This is a genomic window from Enterobacter sp. Ag1, assembly GCA_000277545.1.
Classification (GTDB): Bacteria; Pseudomonadota; Gammaproteobacteria; order Enterobacterales; family Enterobacteriaceae; genus Cedecea.
Window position 1 is genome coordinate 24090 of sequence record AKXM01000009.1, and the last position, 18457, is coordinate 42546.

The following is an 18457-nucleotide window of genomic DNA, read 5'->3' on the forward strand; positions in this document are numbered from 1 at the left end:
CAGCGAGTTGACCATGCAGCGTATTTTAATCGTTGAAGACGAACAAAAAACAGGTCGTTACCTGCAGCAGGGACTGGTTGAGGAAGGCTATCAGGCCGATCTCTTTAATAATGGCCGCGATGGTCTCGGGGCCGCGTCGAAGGGACAGTATGATTTGATAATACTGGACGTGATGCTGCCTTTCCTCGACGGGTGGCAAATCATCAGCGCACTGAGGGAGTCCGGGCACGAAGAACCGGTCCTGTTTTTAACCGCAAAGGACAACGTGCGGGACAAAGTGAAAGGACTGGAGCTTGGCGCAGATGACTACCTGATTAAGCCCTTTGATTTTACGGAGCTGGTTGCACGTGTAAGAACCCTACTGCGCCGGGCACGCTCGCAGGCCGCAACAGTCTGCACCATCGCCGATATGACCGTTGATATGGTGCGCCGGACCGTGATCCGTTCGGGGAAGAAGATCCATCTCACCGGTAAAGAATACGTTCTGCTTGAGTTGCTGCTGCAACGCACCGGAGAAGTGTTACCCAGGAGTCTTATCTCGTCCCTGGTCTGGAACATGAATTTTGACAGTGATACGAATGTGATTGATGTCGCCGTGAGACGTCTGAGAAGTAAAATTGATGATGACTTTGAGCCAAAACTGATCCATACCGTTCGCGGTGCCGGATATGTCCTGGAGATCAGAGAAGAGTGAGGTTCAAAATTTCCCTGACCACACGCCTGAGCCTGATTTTTTCTGCGGTGATGCTTACGGTATGGTGGTTATCAAGTTTTATCCTGATTAGCACCCTTAATGGCTATTTCGATAATCAGGACCGCGATTTTCTGACAGGTAAACTTCAGCTCACCGAAGAGTTTCTTAAGACAGAAACGTTCCAGAACAAGACGGATATAAAATCATTAACTGAAAAAATAAATGATGCGATGGTGGGGCACAATGGTTTATTCATTTCTATAAAAAATATGGAAAATGAAAAAATCGTGGAGCTGTATGCTAAAAACTCTGTTGTCCCTGCGATCCTGCTGAATAAGTCGGGTGATGTTCTCGACTATATGATCCAGACTGAAGAAAATAATACCGTGTATCGCAGTATCTCGCGGCGGGTTGCTGTGGTTCCGGAACAGGGTCGAAGCAAACATTTCATCATTACGGTTGCCACGGATACCGGGTATCACACCCTGTTTATGGATAAGCTCAGTACCTGGCTGTTCTGGTTCAATATCGGTCTGGTCTTTATTTCTATTTTTCTGGGCTGGCTGACCACACGTATTGGTCTGAAACCGCTACGGGAAATGACCAGTCTGGCTTCCTCCATGACCGTACACAGCCTGGATCAGCGTCTTAATCCCGATCTGGCTCCGCCGGAAATATCTGAGACCATGCAGGAGTTCAATAATATGTTCGATCGCCTGGAGGGGTCATTCCGGAAACTGTCAGATTTCTCTTCTGATATCGCACATGAGTTGCGTACCCCGGTCAGTAATCTGATGATGCAGACGCAGTTTGCACTGGCAAAGGAAAGGGATGTTTCGCATTACCGTGAAATTTTATTCGCGAACCTGGAAGAACTGAAAAGATTGTCACGAATGACCAGTGACATGCTTTTTCTGGCACGTTCAGAGCATGGTCTGCTGCAACTGGATAAACATGATGTGGATCTGGCCGCCGAACTGAATGAATTACGTGAGCTGTTCGAGCCTCTGGCAGACGAGTCAGGAAAGACAATCACGGTTGAAGGAGAGGGCGTTGTTGCCGGAGACAGCGATATGCTGCGACGTGCTTTCAGCAACCTGCTTTCCAATGCAATCAAGTATTCTCCCGATAAGACCTGTACTGCTATACGCCTTGAGCGTGACAGTGACTTTGTAAACGTGATGATTACGAATGCGATGTCTGGCTCAGTTCCCGCCAATCTTGAACGTTTGTTTGACCGGTTCTATCGCGCAGACTCATCACGGGTTCACAACACCGAAGGCGCGGGGCTGGGATTATCAATAACGAGGTCAATCATTCTCGCTCACGGTGGCGAATTGTCAGCAGTACAGCGGGGGCGGGAAATTGTGTTCAAAGTGCGTTTATTAAGGGATTAATCCCGTTATTCAGGAGAAACATGGAAGGTGACAAAATTGTCATCATTCAGTCACGCGATAAACAGAGGCGGTTTTTTATAATCATTCATAAATCAGGAGCAGAGTGATAATTCAATCGCCTGGTTCCTGGAGTGATGAATAACCCGCCCTGAGATCAAATGCTTTCTCTGTTATAAGCCGTTGATTGTTTGGGTATGAAAACACCGGAGACCCAACCATGAAAAAGATCCTTGTATCATTTGTTGCCATTATGGCTGTCGCTTCATCCGCCATGGCTGCAGAGACAATGAACATGCATGACCAGGTAAATAATGCCCAGGCACCCGCCCATCAGATGCAGTCAACCTCTGAAAAAAGCGCTGTTCAGGGAGACAGTATGACAATGATGGATATGAGCGGACACGATCAGGCTGCAATGTCCCATGAAATGATGCAAAACGGCAACGCTTCTGCCCACCAGGACATGGCGGAAATGCATAAAAAAATGATGAATGGCAAATCAGGAGCCACCAACGAAACCGCAAAGTCATTTTCTGAAATGAACGAGCATGAAAAAGCCGCAGTTGTGCACGAGAAGGCGAATAATGGTCAGTCTTCAGTGATTCATCAGCAGCAGGCTGAAAAGCATCGCAGCCAGGCCACTCAGAATTAACCCGCAGCCCCACTTGTTAGACCCTCTTTTGACGCCGATTTCACTGGCTTACGCTCCCGTCCGGGAGCGTTTTTTTATTCACTTATTTATCGTCAACTATCATGGTGACTGTATTTTATTGTGCTGTCCTACATGTCTGAGAAATTACCAAGGCTACCTCCTTGTAAACCAACGCAGGGGGACGTGATAAGATATGTCGGTTATTTTGCAGGCTCAGGACAGAGACAGATGAAGAAAAAAAACATGACGCCAACACCTCACGATGCGACGTTCCGACAGTTTCTGACACAGCCGGATGTGGCCCGTGATTTCATGGAAATCCATCTGCCCGCAGAGCTGCGCGCAGTCTGCGATCTCAGCACGCTGAAACTGGAATCAGGCTCGTTCGTTGAGGATGATCTCCGCCAGTATTTCAGCGACGTTCTCTATAGCCTGAAAACCACAGCCGGCGACGGCTATATTCATGTGCTTGTCGAACACCAGTCAACGCCCGACAAACATATGGCTTTCCGCCTCATACGCTATGCGGTGGCTGCCATGCAGCGCCACCTGGAGGCAGGGCATAAAAAACTGCCACTGGTGATACCGGTGCTGTTCTATACGGGTAAACGCAGCCCGTATCCGTACTCCACCCGGTGGCTGGATGAGTTTGACGATCCCGGGCTGGCAGGCAAACTCTACAGCAGCGCTTTCCCGCTGGTAGACGTTACGGTCATTCCGGATGATGAAATCGCTGGCCATCGCAGCATGGCCGCCCTGACTTTACTGCAAAAGCATATTCACCAGCGAGACCTGGCAGAACTGGTTGACCGGCTGGCGCCCATCTTGCTGACGGGATACTTGTCTTCATCGCAGGTGATATCGCTGGTACACTATATAGTGCAGGCAGGCGAAACATCCGACGCCGAAGCCTTTGTACGCGAACTGGCACAGCGTGTGCCGCAACACGGAGACGCACTTATGACCATCGCACAACAACTCGAACAAAAGGGTATTGAGAAAGGTATCCAGCTTGGAAGACAGGAAGGTCGTTCAGAAGGTGAGCGCGAAGCGACTCTGAAAATAGCCCGTACCATGCTGCAGAACGGCATTGACCGCAATACCGTCATGAAAATGACCGGTCTGACCGAAGACGACCTAGCGCAGATCCGCCACTAATCACCCTTTCCTGGCACTCCCTGTCCGGCCATCAGCGAATACTGGTGGGGCAGGGAGGCACCAGACTCAGGCTCTGCCTGCCAGCCACAGCGATTAAACAGCTTCATCACCCCCGCTACGTTCCCAGTCAGACGCGCTGTCAGCGGATTTATCTGTCGGCCGCTGTCGTCAAAAGCAACATCGAGGTTGGCCCGTGAGAGATAAATGCCGTTCACGCCTGCACTGAACGCCACAGCATTCCGGCCGGACCATTCCCGATCGCTCAGCAGACGGTAGTTCCAGTGCATATCTTTGGCTGTTTCCAGCGCATAGGTCAGCCGGAACAGATCGTTCTGTTCAGTCAACTCGCCGGTGCAGGAACGCCAGAGGTAATTCAGCTTGCTGACCAGCTTCGCGCTGACGCCCAGCTGACGTCCCTGTTTCAGAAGCCACTCGATATCGGGGGCAACATCACGCGAAAAACGCCGTTGCTTCAGCGCGGTCGCCAGCCATCGGGTGAGAAAGAGATTTTCCTGAGCCGGTGACAGCACATCGCCGTTCTGTCTGGCCAGCGCAAGCGCCACCAGGGCGCACCATGCCAGATGGCCTGATTTTTCTGTCAGCGTCACTGCTTCTCCCGTGAGTCAATAAACTGATGTAATTCATCGAGCATAATCAGCACACGTCGGCCAGTCTTGCGGGGAAACATCCTCCGCATCTCACGCGTCAGCTGCTTCTTCTCCCATCCGTAAGGGAAAATAATGCTGTATTCCCTCCTGTCAGGGAGGATATCAGGGCCCGCGACGATGCGCGCCACTTCCTTATTCAGGCGTTCTCCTCGCCAGCCATAAGCCGCCAGTCGCTTACGGATACGTGCAACGGGAAAACGTTTATCGGAGTGACGGGGGAAGAGTAACGTCCCGTCCTCATTTCGTTTGATACCAAACATATCCAGAGACTGTTCGATCACCACTTTTCGCGCAGAGAAATGCTCACGCATAGTTTTCATCATATTTTCCATTCCAGACTCCTGAATTAATACCTGCAGCTGTCTGACCAGCCAGAGAGCAGCGTTATGCTGGCTCACTCCCTGCGTCATCATTTATTTCACACTGGAGCTCATGCCAGTATCCGGCAATATTGTTTACCACCTGTGCCGTCATAACCGCGTCAGTGACGGCGGAATGAACCTCCCCGATCCAGCTCAGGCCAGCCTGACTGACAGAACCGGAAAGCGATATAGTAGAGTCTCCGCTCTGCCCACGGATATTCAGCAAACAGCATCCGGTCGAGCCGTAATTCCCAGTGACGCATATTTTTTCGCAGGTGCTCTTCAGTCACAGGTTCAGCCAGCTCACGGCATCTCAGTACAGGAAACTCATCGATGTCCCGGATATCATGATCCATAGATTTCGAGGCCGAAATCCCCCGAATATCTGTGATATCGCATGAAAAATGAGGGATATTTTCTTTTCTAATCAGTTGCTGAACCTCAGGAACAGCAAGTGAATGGCTTTCGAGCCGGCGCTGGTAGCCCGGTTTGCGGTAGTCGATCGTCCAGGGACGGGAATGATGACAGAGAAAAAGACATCCAGTCCTGCCAGTAGACCACCGACCGTGTCCAGAACGTGTCGACAGGGGCGATGATCGGACAGGGAATTAGCTGCCCGGAAGCAATCGCACCCTCCAGGCGGGCGGGCCGTCCCAGAGAATGGAGAATCTCCTCACGTATCCAGCCAGCTGTTCTGCGCCAGACAGAAGGCCTGGCTTCTGCCGCCTGATCGACAAATTTACCTCTTCCCGGTTCATCGCTCATATGCTTTCCCTGATGGTCATATTAGTCCTGATCACGTCCGGCCAGCCTTAGCATAGCTAAGGATAATCGCGAAAATATACTACGGCAGAGGCTTAACGTCAGTATTTCTACTGCTGAGCATAAGCTGTGGTCACGAATGCCGCCAGGCGGCATGGAGGCGCCAGCAGGTGGTAAACAGAATACTGATGGTGAGTGGCGCCGGGACCCGGCGTAGCCGGAAATGCTGCTTCAATATTCGGGTTAAGAATGCCGAGCAGCGCGCAGGCATTCCGGGAATGCGCCAAAGGCGCATAGAGGCGCCCTCAGAAGTTGACCAGAACATGGTTGTTAATGGCGCCGTAGCCCGGCGCAGCCGGTTACGCTGTTGATAGGTTCCACCAATCCATCCCTTCGCCCTGCTAAGCCATAACCCGCTTATAACCATGATGTGGTTTCATTAAGCCCTTTTAACTCCGGTGAGCGGGCTGTACGGCGCTTGCGACGTACAGGGCGTGATTTCCGGAGCCGTGGCGCCGGCAAGGCCGGTGCCCGGGGGCTGTATTGAGAACCTGCCGCGATGTTACTGGCAGCCACTCAAATGTTTAGTTACATCATCCAGCATTAAAAGCGATGTTGTTCCGGCCCTTTGGGCCGGGGCGGCCTCGCTTTTCAGTGGTGGGGATGGGCTGTGATGGTTCAGGTGTGCATGGTTCACGTCTTTGCGTAAATATTTTGGATGTTGTAACTATTTACTTCTGACTGATGCCCGCCGCGTAGTGGCGGGAGGTACATTTGCTGTTTTCGAACCGGCGCGGACGTAGTCCGTTGCAAGGGCGGACATTATCCCCGTTTTCCACAGGAAAGCGGGACTGAATAAGATCCGTTTTTAATTGAATGTTTAAAAAGGGCAAAGGCGCGTAAGCGTTCGTTGGTAAGAAAGAGTCCAGGGCTACCAGAAGATTAAGAAAAACTTGCGGGTAACACTTCCAGTCATTGCCGGTAAGAAGTCCTCTATATTTGCGGATATTTGTGCATAACTACAGGGACATGACCAGGTTGCATCATCAAGGGGTTTTTCGCCGGTAATGCGTGTCGTAACGGCAGGCTTTATTGATGGTTTTTTAGCCTGTTTTTAAACGTGGGGAAGCACAAAAACCGCCAGCGGCGGTAGAGGAAAAACGTGGAGTGAGCGTTAAGTTAGCCTGGTGGCTCAGCGTCAAAATTGAGCTTGATCTGACGCAGATAATGGTAGACCAGCAACTCGAAATCATCCGGAGTCATACCTGAGACTTCCGGCCGCGTGTTGATCAGCCAGGCGGCAATCTGGAACTGCCGGTCATCGAGCCGGGTAGAACGCGCAATTCTGGAAAGACGCTTCTGTTCTATCGCTCGTTCGCGGCGAACCTTCAGGGCCTGCGCCACTTTCTCGTCAAAGAAGCGCTGTCGGGCCGCTTTTACGGACATCACTTCGCCAGGAGCAAGAATCCCCTCAGCCATCGCGCGCAGACGTTCTTCACGCTCTTTGAACAGCAGATCGAGATTGACCTGGAGGAGTTTGAAAAACTGCTCTGTTAACGTGACATGACGCGGGAGGTATGTTTTTGTGTACGGGTCCAGGCGACGCATATACGGCTCGATAAGGCCGTAATTTTCTAACAGATCGAGTGCGCGGCAAATGCGGGAAGGCGTGACCTCTTCACCAGGTATTACCTCACCCCGGGAATCTTTTGGACTTAATGCCTTGCATATCTGTGAACTGTTGAGGGCGACGTTAAACGTGGCAATGTCGCAACCGCTGACCAGCAGAACGGCCAGTGCATCGAGGAGATGCTGGCGTTCCTGTCGGAAATCGCGCTCACGGCCAGCATTTGTGCGCATATGCACGAAATACGGATGCCGCGAGAAACGGCGTTTCTGGGCACGATGATACCCGTCCCGAAGTACTTTCGGAAGCTCGCTAAAGTTCGCAGGTCGAAGATATTTAGGATCAGCACACTTACACGCCGTCGAGTGTGTTCCGCGACGACGGCGAGTACGCTTCGGAGAAACAACAGCAGAATCGCGTGCTTCACGCAGATTCGCTAAGTCGTATTCCGACCAGTCGAAATAGGTAGAATCGGAAAATGTTCCGCTATTCAAACCCGCCCGCACTTATGTTGCACGGAAGGAGCAAATGGCGCAGAAACAGGTGTTGAACTTTTCTGAGCATAAAACTATACTCCCTGCATAGAGCAACAGCTTCTATACAGTTTAAGTAGGCCCCGTTAATCTTACCGTCCCGCCAAGAATGGATGAGATTATCGGGGTTTTTGCTTTTCTGGTCCCAGGTTGATACCTATCAGAACCAGTTCCCTGCCACCTTACGGCGTGGCCAGCCATCAAAATTCTTTATACGAACAGGAATTTAGCATTCAAAGACAGTTCGATCAAGGAATGTGACTACTCACCTAACAATTCTCGTTTTATGAGCAGCTCTATCGCTTCTGCCTGAGTTAACCCATTCTCCTGACAAAATGCGTCCAGTTTATCTTTGTGAGAATTCTGGATGAACACATTTACAGGTTTATGAGTCTCCCTTTTACGGGATACCGAACGCATTTTCCTCTCACTTACACTAAGAGGCGTACCCTTTCGGTAAGCTCGTTTCGATGAGGAAGTTACTGCATTATCGATCTGCGACATCTCTGCCTCCTCAAGGATCAAACTTGGATCGTTTGCAGAGAATACTACAGATTCCTGAAATCAGCGACTTACTTTATGAACGTAACCTGTGTTGGCGCACGGTTTACGTTTCAGGATCGTTTCCTAGGATGTCAGTACGTCTGTTTCCAGTCCGTTCCCTGCGCCCAGCGGGATGTCCAGTGGTTCAGGTAGCTGCGGGCTAAGACTGGGTCATCCCAGACGACAAGCACGTTCTCCGAATTCGAGCGGTCTGCAGCCCGGCTGAAGTTAAATGAGCCGACCTGGGTGTTGCGACCATCAGCGACGATCACTTTGTCGTGGAGAATTTTGTAAGCACTGACTGTACGAACCGGGATGCCGGCACCAACCAGAAGGTTCATGGCTGCTTTACTGGCTTTGTTGTTGTTCCCGGCATTAGCTTTCCAGTCCAGAACCACGCCCACATCGATCCCCCGGTGTTTTGCCCTGACAAGCGCCCCGACCACCTCCGGGGAGGTGAAGGAGTAGCCCATCAGACGGATTTCCTGTTGCGCGGTCTCAATTGTCTTAATAACAAGCTGGAGAGCTGTACCTTCCGGAGAAAATCCTGCCTCAACGGTGGCAGCGTAAGTATTCGGTACTGGCGCGCACAGAACCAGACCGAGCAGGCCGGGCAGAAGCCATCGGCACATATGTTTTTTAGGCATTGTTTGCATGGTATTTCCTTCGCTGGATGTATTCAGAAACGCCGGAATCGGGGGAAACTCGTTTTTCCCCGATTGCCGGGGTTGGACAACGACGCCCTGCGGAGGCGTCAGGCCGTTTAGTTGAACAAACCAGGATCAGACAGAAGTGTTTTCGCTCTCAAGCTTTGTCCCCCTCGATCCATTGCGGGTAATCCTTGGCAATATCACAACGCAGCTTTTTATTGCCAACGCTGATGATGTAGCCCGGGGAATACTTCTTTTCACCATCGCTACAGCGTTTATCTTCCTTCAGGCTATTTGTCTTTATCACCTCCGCCAGAATCTGTCGCAGAAGCACGTTAGTCGTGACCTGCTCAGGCACCGCGGTAGGCTCTGCCATAATCTGTTCAGGTAGTTCTGAATGGATAAGTACAGGCCCTTTTGACGAAGCAAACGTCGGCCCGCTTAATAACAGGCAACCAGAGATAACCGCTGATAAAGCGATTTGCTTATTTTTCATGTGAATTCCTTTTGTTTGATTAAAGCAACAGTAAAGACAGGTCAGAGAACACTGACCAGAAAACCAATACACAGCAGATGGAGGGCATACGCTGGTGCAAACCACCGTCCGGCCTGCAGGCGTCGTCCGGGAGCCGGTACCAGCCCGTGCACGCAAAACAGTACAGTCAACGTCAGCAGTACACCGGAAAGCGTCATCACATCACCATGTCGGGCATTAAGCAGTCCGACCAGCAACAGCCAGACAGCAAACAGGGCTGGCCGCAGTGAGTCCCGGACTTGCCAGATAAGAAGCGCGCCGGCGAGCATCAGCAGACCCGGTATACCGTAACTGGCAGAGCTAAGCGGCAGATACCCCACCAGGGCCGTGAACGCTGCAACGCCATTAAGCACGGTCGTCGCCTGCAGGAAGCGGGTCACCTGCATGACAACAGCGAAAGCGAACAGGATATTCAGTTGCCACCACATGAGTCCGGCTTCCCTGAAGGCCAGCCAGTAACCCGGCTGGGCCAGGAGTGCCATCAGCCACAGGCGGTTGAGGCTGTGCTGACGCAGGGTTTTGCCTGCCATGTTGCAGCCACTGACCAGCGCAAACAGGGGGAATGCACAACGCCCGGCCATGTTCAGTAAGGGCATATCCAGCTGGAAGGCAGTGGCGATGTGGTCCCCCACCATTGCCATAAACGCGGCCATCCGGATGACATCGCGCTGCAGCGTGGAGAAATTCAGAGCCAGCCTGAAAGGATGCAGGGCAACAGATTTCCCCGGACTCATGCCGCAGTCTCCGGTCGTTGTGCACAAAGGTGTGCCCTGACGCGCTCAGCCAGTAGCTGCTCATCATCGCCACGCAGCAGCGGGATACCCGCCTGTTTCAGCACCTCTTCCAGCAGCAGGTCACGTCGCTGACGTTTCGGCGCCTGATGGGAACGGTCGTCCAGCTCCACTGCCACAATGATTCTTCCGGTGCGGTCCGTGATAACCACATCGCAGTGCCACTGCGATACCAGGCGGAACAGTTGCCACCATTCACGGCTCCCGGACTTACGATCGGGCGCCACTCTGACGATATCGGCCACACGAACCTGCGGACACAGCCGCCACTGGCGGGTATCGGTCACCCTGTCGAGCCGGCGCAGAAAACGCTGCTCCCGCTCCGTCATCAACTGACCGGCACTGACGAACGACGGTCGGCGGCACAGCAACAGTTCAGTTCTGCCCGGCCGAATCCCTTTTTCACGCAGCATCTGCAAAAGCGGATGCCGGGCCGAACCGGCCTGCCTGAGCAATACCACAAATCCGGCGAGCAGAACGGCAATGATGAATATTCCGGTAAACATACACATATCCTCCCTGAATCAGTCCCCACCGAGCGTTTTTTCCAGCTCAATGTCTTTTTCCGGTACATTCACCACCCACTCACGCTCGGTACGCAGCATCTGTTCGCGCACCTGCTGGCGGATACCCCGACCGTCAGCCACCGCTTCCTGAATAGCCTCTTCCAGCTCACGTTCTCCCCGTGCTGTACCGTCACGCAGCCGACGTTCTTCATCGGCAGACAACCGTGTTTCGGGTCTGGTGCTCTCCTCACCCGACACTGCCGGCAGCAGTTCCTGCCGGGCCTGCTCCGCCAGCTCCCGGGCAGCTTTTTCCTGTGCCTCTGCCAGTTTCTGCTGCTCATCCGGAGGCAGCGTAATGGGGTCTTCCGCTTTCGCCGCCGATTCAGCCTCCGCCACACTGCGCACTGTTCGTGCAACCTCATCTTGTTCCGTGATTCGTCCCCCGGTCAGGCGGGCTGCATTGAGCAACCGTTCTTCACCGTGCAGGCGTATCACCACCCCGCTCTCCGGGTTCTCCTGTGCCAGGCGCAGCGCCGTCTGTGCATCATCAGCAATGAGTGTCTGTCCGTTACGGCTGGCCTGCAGGCCGGCAAACTGCGCATCCTCCCCACCACGCAGCCGGGACTCATCACTGAGCACCACGCGCATCCCGTCATCCTCAATCCGGATTTCGGTCAGCAGTGCCCCGGCTTCTTTTCCGTGACGGGTCCACGCCGGCAGGGCTACATAAGGTGTCGGGTATTTCCTGCCGGCAGCAATGAAGCGCGCCATTGTTTCACCCTCAAGGCCGTTTTCCGCCAGAACCCTGCGTCCCAGTGCTGTTTTATCCAGTCGTGAGGCGGTGGCCAGCAGTCGGTTGCCGGTGTCGGATTCGTGGTCACTTTTCTGATGCAGCAGGTCGTGAGCGGTCTGTCCGGCATTTGAGTGCCGGGCATCGGTACTCCAGCCAGCCAGATCGTCGGTATAGACCTGCACATGCTCTTTTGCTCGTGACAGCGTCACATAAGTGGACTCCAGAGACGCCATTCTTTTCCTGCCACCTTCGGTACCGGTCAGGGCAATGGCAAAGCGTTCACTGGCCCCCTGCACGCCATACACCGTCAGGGCATAGGCGAGGTCAATATGACGGTCCTCCGTCATGGCCTGCGGGTCGACAATTTTCTCCTGATCTCCCTGGCGAAAACGGATGGCCCCGTCGTCAGTGAACCCGGCCACCTCCCACAGGCTGTTGGCCACATAGCCGCGGTCGATGTCCGAGCGGGTAAAGCGCACCCTGTCCCCCTGACTGATCGTCAGATCGCGGGGTGTGAAGAGGGAAATATCCTGTGCAGTGTTCTGCTGAGGAGAGATCAGCACCGACTCCCCGTCAGCATTACGCAGCGTGACCACGGCGTCCTGCATATCCACCTCCGCCACAGTCCAGTAGCGCTCGTTCATCATGGCCACGGCGCCGGTGTACTCAGCAAAGGTTTCAGCCGCACGCAGGGCGTTGTCAGGCACCCGGAGCGGCTCCAGGACGGTGAACGTGCGTTCTTCAGCACCTGTATCGCCTTTCTCATGCCGGGCGGCATGTATGGCATCATTGATGGCATGACGGTCGGCGTTGAGTTCTGCCACAACCAGCGTCTGCTGCTGCGCCTCCGGGGTGCGCCCCATCCAGTCATCCCGGATGGCTTCAATGATGTCGGTCCGGACCAGTGACAATTGCTCTGGTGTCAGTGTCTGTTCATCGGCAGCGGGAGTATCCTGCTCCTGGCCCTTTTTCGGCGCACGGATTTCCATGACGGAATTCCCGGGCACCCAGGCTCCTTCCTGACGTGGTACCTGTTGCGGGCTGACGTCATCCACCTGGCGCAGTGATGTATCAACCTGACCGGCGATGATGCTTTCAATCGCCGGGCGCAGCGCCGGGGTCTGGCGGACAATCTCCTGCATCACCACCGTATCGATGGCACTGCGCTGCTGCACCAGGCGGAACGGCAGACCGGTTGAGATGGCCTGCAGCTGCGCGGTATCCCCGCTGGAGACCATTCGTCCGCCGCCTGCGGCAACCAGCTGATAGAGCTCGGCCATATCACGGTTACCCACCATCGAGCTCTCATCGGTCAGGAACAGGACATTGCGGAAGTCCGGTGTTTCCCCGGCTTGTATGGCCAGCCGGGTTTCACTCAGAAAACTGGCGAGCGTTCGTGCCTCCACCCCGGCCTCACGCATCTCATGCACGGCCCGGTGCGTGGGTCCCAGGCCAATGACCTGCGGGCGCACGGATTCAGACAAGGTGTTCAGGGCACCCATCACCGCCCGGAACTGGGTGGTTTTCCCCACCCCGGCGTAGCCCTGAATGGCCATAAAGCGGTCGGTGTTTTCCAGCACTGTCCGCGTGGCCTCCCGCTGGCCTGCCGTCAGACCGGCCAGCACTGAGGCTGGCGTCAGCGCCATCAGGGGTTGTACCGCATCCTTACCCTCAGCAATATGGCGGATGATGGTCTTTTCCATCTCATACGCCACTCGCGGAACCAGCACCCTGTTTCCCGCCCCGGAAACTGAATCCAGTTGTATCAGCTCCCCGCTGTCCACCTGCCGGGCGATTTCAGTCCGGACATCAGTCAGCGGCTGGCCGGATTTTACCGCTTCTGACAGCAGGGCAATTTCACTGAGGTGTACCTGTCCCTGCTGCGCGCGCGGGATGGCCAGACTGACGGCCTGCTCTGCATCCGACATCAGGCGGTCACGACTGGCCTGTATGGCGGTATCCAGATTTGCCTCGCCGGTCGACTGACGGACCTGGTCACTGGCCAGTCGCACGGCAGACACACTCTCCACTTTGCGTGCTGCCTGCAGGCCTTCCAGCGGCGTATAAATCCGGATGTCGCTGCCGCTCTGCGCCAGCGCGTTCAGGGTCTGTTTATTAAGCCCGCGCGGACCGACGGCGGCCAGTACCGTGCGCGACGCGCTGGTACCCGCTCCGGTCCCTTCCACATAGTCATGGGCCAGCTTCACGGCCCGTTCAGTGGGCAGGCGCAGTTCCCGGTCGCCGCTGCGCAGCCGTACCACGCCATTTTCCAGCCCCGCCACGGTGAACTGCTCTTTCGCTTTGATGGCTCCCTTCAGCTCTCGCCCCAGCGCCCTGACGCGGTCCCCTTCAGAAACCTCCAGTGTCCGGCTGCGGTACAGGCTCCAGCTGCCGTCCAGTTGCGTCACCTTCAGGGTCAGCCTGGTGCCGTCTTCCCCCTGCAGCACCAGGCTGTTAGTGGCCTCAGCCACCCGGTCAATGGTGTGCCGGGTCATCGTTTTCTTCTCAGCGTCCCACTGCTCCATCACCATCCCGGGCCGGTAGTTATCACGCTGATGACGGGTCTTACTGTCCAGCCACACCGGCTCCAGTACCCGGAGTGTCACCTGCTCCCGGCCCAGCTCACCCGCATCACGGCGCATATCCCGGATAACCTCCGTCAGCTGCTGCTGTTCCCGGGCACCGGTCACCTGGGCCACGACATCCCGCCCTTCAGCAGACAGGCGCACGTACTCCTGCGCCAGCTGGCCATAACGGGTACGCTTGTCCGCCTCGCTGACCAGTCGTACCTCCGGCAGTTGCGTGCCGTAAAACCGGTACTGTGGAATATCCGCCTCTTTCAGCACAGACAGCGCGTTCCCCGTTCCCTGTCGGTTTTCCGTATCCATAAAAATCAGCTGCGCACCGGCGCTGAGCGCCTTTTCCTGCAGCAACACGGTTTCTTTCAGCGACAGTCTCTCCGCCCGGTCAACGATAACCGTGCCCTGCACCGGCAATACGGTGTCTGCATTCATCTGCGAGCGCAGCATTACATGGCCTGCCAGATGCGGGCTTTCTGACAGAAACTGGCCACTGCGACCGTCGGCTGCAATCACCATCACCTCACGGCCCTGTGCGCGGGCCATCATGGCCACGTCTTCCGTGCGCTCACGTAAGGTTTGCGCGCCTCCGCGACCGCTGAGAATAGCCACCGGGCTTTTATCCTGGGTCAGCACAGAGACAGCATCACCTGCCGGCATATCGCGCTCTTTTGCCCGTTCAGGAAAGACCAGCACGGTTTGCTCCTGAATGGCGGTGCGCGCCAGCTGATGGACACTGAGTTCGTTCAGCAGGTGAATATCGGAAGTAAAAATACCCTTTTCACGGTCAAGCGGGATAAGTCGCTGCCCTTCAATCGCGGCATCAATGCCGGCACGGGCCTGCTCAAACAGGCCTGACGCTGACGGCAGACGACTGACCGTGCCGGCCAGCATTTCCGACCATGTAAACTGGACCTTCTTCTCCGACAATGCCGAAATCGTGTCACTGACGGCTTTCTGCACGTCTGACTCAGAAATCTGAGCAGAAGACGCACCACCAGGCTGGCCTGTAGCCCGAATGTCCTCTGTACCGCCGACAGCAGAGCCTGGTGGCTCCGCCCGCGTCTGCGCCTGGCCGATGTAGTTATCGATATCGAATTTTTCATCGGTCAGCCGCCGGCGCCAGTCAGCTTTCAGCAGATCCGGGTCGGCCCATGCTTTAGCCTGGCGGGTATCGAGTGCAGCAACGTCGCGGGATTTTTTGGACGCATCTGGCCCTGCCGCTTCGCTGATAGCCTGACTGCGGGTCGAAAACGGCGCAACAGGAACATCCTTTAGCTCCCAGAGACCATTTTTACCGGCTGCAACCGTTTCATAACCGAGTTTTTCCGCCTCCTGTCTGAATGGTTGCAGTACGAGGTTTCCGATCGCCACCTGCAGCGCATACAGATTTTCACCGAATCCGGTTTTCATACGTGTATCGCTGGCCAGCGCCCGCCATTTGTCTTCCGCAAACGTGGTATTGAACACCAGCGCATGTGTATGGATCTGCGGATCTAAAGCACGGGAGGTATCATGGTTGTACAGTGCGGCCACCATGTTTCCCGTCAGAACTGTGTCGGTTTTTCCACTGTCTGTGATGCGCGCGCTGATAAGCTTCTCTACTTCTTTCATGCCGTTTTCCACACTGCGGTTCCACGCATCAAGCAGGCGGGTATCACCACCAATGAGGATCATCATCGATACACTTTTGGGGGCTGAAAAAGTCAGGTCGTAGCCGCTGCGGTGTTTATTCACGCCATTGACCATCCTGGAAAGGTCAGTGCCATCAGGAAGTTTTCCCTGACGTATCGCATCCATATCGGCGTTGGCGACTTCGCCCTTCAGGCCCAGTTTCTCCGCGCCATCTCCCAGCCAGCGTGACTCCAGCGAGCCGCTGGCATAGTAGTTGTCTTCATGGCTGTAATAGGCCGAATCACCCTTTATAGACGAAATTGAGAGCATCAGAACACCTCCCTGTCGTCATCAAAGTCATGCGTTTTATCTGTCGCATGATTGATGTTGACCTCTTCCCTGCGGGTCATATCGCGAGTCTGGTGTGAGGTCTGAGCCCATGCCTCATACGCTGCGAAATCCACAACCTCACCGTCGCTGTTCAGGCCCGGCGGCATATCCTGAGGTAAATCCTGTTCGATATCACGCTCAGTCCCTCCGGTGGAGGCTGAGCTACCTTCAGCGGTAACTGCAGTGGAAGCCGTGTTTTCGGTATCTGCATCGACGGAACCGCCCTCTGTCTGCAATGGCCACGTCGCAGGAGGCGTGTTCGCTTCCGCGAGGACAGCAGCCACCAGGTCGGCAGAAGGGGGAGGGGTATTCGAAAGATTACCCTTCGGTATAAACGCACCGCCCGGAACAGCCTGAATTAACGATTCTCCCTCGAATAATCCGGCAAACTTGTGCCGTTCTTCTTCACTACGGCGCCGAATTTCATCCTCAAGCGTCTGATCAAGACTTGTCTGTACGTCACGCAGCAACAGGGCATCTGCCACTTTGGGCATTGCCTCATAGCTCATGGAGAGTTTTACAACGGGATAGTCACCGGGCAGGGTGACATAACACTGCAGATCGTTAAGTTTCTGGACGTCTGAATAGGTCACCACCGTGACACGCTCTTCCTCCTTGCCGAAAGAAATCCCGTCACGGACCTGCTCATGGCCGAAGCTGGTCTGTTCACTGAATTTTTTACGCCGGGTTTCCCCCAGATCTTTTTCTACAAACTGCGCAATTTCCGCACTCGGGGAACGAAAGAAGAATTTGGTGTTCAGCAGGTCAAACAGTCCCGCAGCGGCTTTAGGACCATAGATTTCTTCCATCTGTGCGATGTTCTGAAAACCCAGCACAAAACAACCGCCAAATTTACGGGCTTCTGAAATAATCCGCGGTAATGAGGACAATTTATGCAGCGACGCCAGTTCGTCATAGAAGAACCAGACACGCCGCTGCCGGTTCGGCCCCATAGCGAGAAGACTGGTGGCGGCAATGCTGAGCCACAGTGAAATAAGCGGCTTGAGGGACTCATGGTTTTGTTCATCGGAGGTAATGAAAAGCCAGCCATTCTTCGATTTATCGGTCTGGCCTTTCATCCATTCCCGGATGGTAAACTTCTCCCGCCCCGGACGATCAATGCCCTGCAAGTAGCGCAGAGCTTTAACGTAGTTTGTCAGCACGCTCCGGATAGAGATGGCTGTCTTCTCTATTTTTCCGTCAACCAGTGTGGAGGCTGGCGTACCGGCCAGGAAAGCCCGCAGCTGGTCCAACTTTATGGCCAGAAGTGTACGCAGGAATTTGTTGTAGCTGCGATCTTCGTCCTTACGCATGCGCTCAGCACCTTCCGCGAAGATGGTGCGCGCACTGCCCTGCCAGAAAGGATCTTCACCACTACTGGCCGGGATCAGGGTCGTACTGGCATTCTCCAGTTCGGCGATAGAGCGGCATTCCTCCCACAAATCCCAGTTCGGGCAACGGGAATCCAGCGCATTAAGCACTTTATCCCGGGATTCGTCGTAGAAATCCTCAACGAAAGTACAGCCTTTGTCGTAGATAATGACCAGATCGCCCCTGTCACGCAGCTGTTTTAAAATCTTGCGCATCAGGGTGGATTTACCGGTTGATACCGTGCCATGCATAGCCATATTCTGAATTTCAGAATCCAGCTTCAGCGGCAGGTCATCAATACGAATATCAGATGCTTCCCCGCGTTTTTTCATCATCCGGGCAACTTCTTTTGGCGATTCGCAGAGTACCCGGCCCCCGATAATTTCATCCTCACTCTGTTTACGGCCAGCACGCCCGAGATACCAGTACACGGCCAGTGTGGCCAGAAAGGCGATCAGCAGCGCGGCACATCCTGCAATAACCAGTTCCTGTTTCAGCAGTTGGCCGCAGTACATGGTGTAACTGTCACTCAACACCTGCCTGGCGCTGTACTGCAGGTTATGTTCGTAATAACGGATGGTATAGACAGGCTGACTGACCATTTTTTCAGTAAAGGGCGTCATTACCCGAACAAACCAGTAAATAATGCCGTTGGTCAGATTCTGAATACTCATTCGCATAAGCAGGACGGCGATGCCAAATAAAACCGTCCCCATAATAACGTAATAAGAAATCAGGTTATTTATTTGCAGGAACATTTTCAGGCGCATGAATGCGACCTGACCGCCCTGCGTTAAGTCGCGAGGATTCAGGCTCATTATATTCCCTAGAA

Annotated in this window: 17 protein-coding genes and 1 pseudogene; 5 read left to right on the forward strand and 13 right to left on the reverse strand. The window is 54.4% G+C overall.

All coding sequences use genetic code 11. The features are described 5' to 3' along the window. Positions 1-13: 13 nt before the first annotated feature. The 4 genes from pcoR to A936_RS05165 all read left to right on the forward strand — a co-directional run bounded on the left by pcoR (position 14) and on the right by A936_RS05165 (position 3901). The gene (gene pcoR / locus A936_RS05150) at positions 14-694 is read left to right on the forward strand and encodes a copper response regulator transcription factor PcoR (RefSeq protein ID WP_001188930.1); all 681 of its coding nucleotides are present in this window, start codon (positions 14-16) and stop codon (positions 692-694) included. Next, positions 691-2091: a copper resistance membrane spanning protein PcoS gene (gene pcoS / locus A936_RS05155; RefSeq protein WP_008455299.1), complete on the forward strand. Its 1401-nt coding sequence runs from the start codon at positions 691-693 to the stop codon at positions 2089-2091. Before pcoR ends, pcoS begins: the two co-directional genes overlap by 4 nt. A gap of 217 nt (positions 2092-2308) precedes the next feature. Beyond that, entirely contained in the window at positions 2309-2743 is a 435-nt protein-coding gene (locus A936_RS05160; RefSeq protein WP_008455301.1) for a PcoE/SilE family metal-binding protein, read from the forward strand. Positions 2744-2971: 228 nt separating this feature from the next. Continuing rightward, complete coding sequence (locus A936_RS05165; RefSeq protein WP_008455303.1) at positions 2972-3901, forward strand: Rpn family recombination-promoting nuclease/putative transposase; 930 nt, start codon at positions 2972-2974, stop codon at positions 3899-3901. Here the strand turns inward: A936_RS05165 and A936_RS05170 are convergent. The 6 genes from A936_RS05170 to tap form a co-directional block, all read right to left on the reverse strand. Next, positions 3898-4509, reverse strand: a complete 612-nt coding sequence (locus tag A936_RS05170) for a DUF2913 family protein (RefSeq protein ID WP_008455304.1) — start codon at positions 4507-4509, stop codon at positions 3898-3900. The two genes, A936_RS05165 and A936_RS05170, sit on opposite strands and share 4 nt — an antisense overlap. Further along, positions 4506-4901, reverse strand: a complete 396-nt coding sequence (locus A936_RS05175; RefSeq protein ID WP_034807919.1) for a hypothetical protein — start codon at positions 4899-4901, stop codon at positions 4506-4508. The genes A936_RS05170 and A936_RS05175 overlap by 4 nt, the downstream gene beginning before the upstream one ends. 149 nt (positions 4902-5050) lie before the next feature. Next, the gene (locus A936_RS23685; RefSeq protein WP_237717567.1) at positions 5051-5287 is read right to left on the reverse strand and encodes a DUF6685 family protein; all 237 of its coding nucleotides are present in this window, start codon (positions 5285-5287) and stop codon (positions 5051-5053) included. A 999-nt stretch (positions 5288-6286) separates the two neighbouring features. Then, positions 6287-6424 carry a replication-associated protein RepA4 gene (locus A936_RS24045; RefSeq protein WP_502685430.1) on the reverse strand — a complete coding sequence of 46 codons (138 nt, stop codon included), beginning with the start codon at positions 6422-6424 and terminating at the stop codon, positions 6287-6289. A gap of 448 nt (positions 6425-6872) precedes the next feature. Next, on the reverse strand, positions 6873-7826 hold the full coding sequence (gene repA, locus A936_RS05180; protein ID WP_286130842.1) for a plasmid replication initiator RepA: 954 nt from the start codon (positions 7824-7826) through the stop codon (positions 6873-6875). Beyond that, positions 7807-7884 carry a RepA leader peptide Tap gene (gene tap, locus A936_RS23945; protein WP_071530466.1) on the reverse strand — a complete coding sequence of 26 codons (78 nt, stop codon included), beginning with the start codon at positions 7882-7884 and terminating at the stop codon, positions 7807-7809. Before tap ends, repA begins: the two co-directional genes overlap by 20 nt. Positions 7885-7962: 78 nt before the next feature. On the opposite strand from tap, the pseudogene A936_RS24050 reads away from it, so the two are divergent. Next, positions 7963-8114, forward strand: a pseudogene (locus A936_RS24050) (replication protein RepA). Here A936_RS24050 and A936_RS05185 read toward each other — a convergent pair. The 7 genes from A936_RS05185 to traD form a co-directional block, all read right to left on the reverse strand. Next, complete coding sequence (locus A936_RS05185) at positions 8115-8357, reverse strand: replication regulatory protein RepA (RefSeq protein WP_000078032.1); 243 nt, start codon at positions 8355-8357, stop codon at positions 8115-8117. It abuts the pseudogene before it with no gap. 131 nt (positions 8358-8488) lie between these two features. Next, entirely contained in the window at positions 8489-9052 is a 564-nt protein-coding gene (locus A936_RS05190) for a phospholipase D family nuclease (RefSeq protein ID WP_008455311.1), read from the reverse strand. Positions 9053-9200: 148 nt separating this feature from the next. Next, positions 9201-9542: a hypothetical protein gene (locus A936_RS05195; protein ID WP_008455313.1), complete on the reverse strand. Its 342-nt coding sequence runs from the start codon at positions 9540-9542 to the stop codon at positions 9201-9203. A gap of 41 nt (positions 9543-9583) precedes the next feature. Next, positions 9584-10315, reverse strand: coding sequence for a type-F conjugative transfer system pilin acetylase TraX (gene traX, locus A936_RS05200; protein WP_008455316.1), 732 nt, complete (start codon positions 10313-10315; stop codon positions 9584-9586). Beyond that, the gene (locus tag A936_RS05205) at positions 10312-10878 is read right to left on the reverse strand and encodes a DUF2726 domain-containing protein (protein WP_008455319.1); all 567 of its coding nucleotides are present in this window, start codon (positions 10876-10878) and stop codon (positions 10312-10314) included. The genes traX and A936_RS05205 overlap by 4 nt, the downstream gene beginning before the upstream one ends. 18 nt (positions 10879-10896) lie before the next feature. Beyond that, complete coding sequence (gene traI, locus A936_RS05210) at positions 10897-16194, reverse strand: conjugative transfer relaxase/helicase TraI (protein ID WP_008455322.1); 5298 nt, start codon at positions 16192-16194, stop codon at positions 10897-10899. Further along, positions 16194-18443, reverse strand: a complete 2250-nt coding sequence (traD, locus tag A936_RS05215) for a type IV conjugative transfer system coupling protein TraD (protein WP_008455324.1) — start codon at positions 18441-18443, stop codon at positions 16194-16196. Before traD ends, traI begins: the two co-directional genes overlap by 1 nt. Positions 18444-18457: the final 14 nt, after the last annotated feature.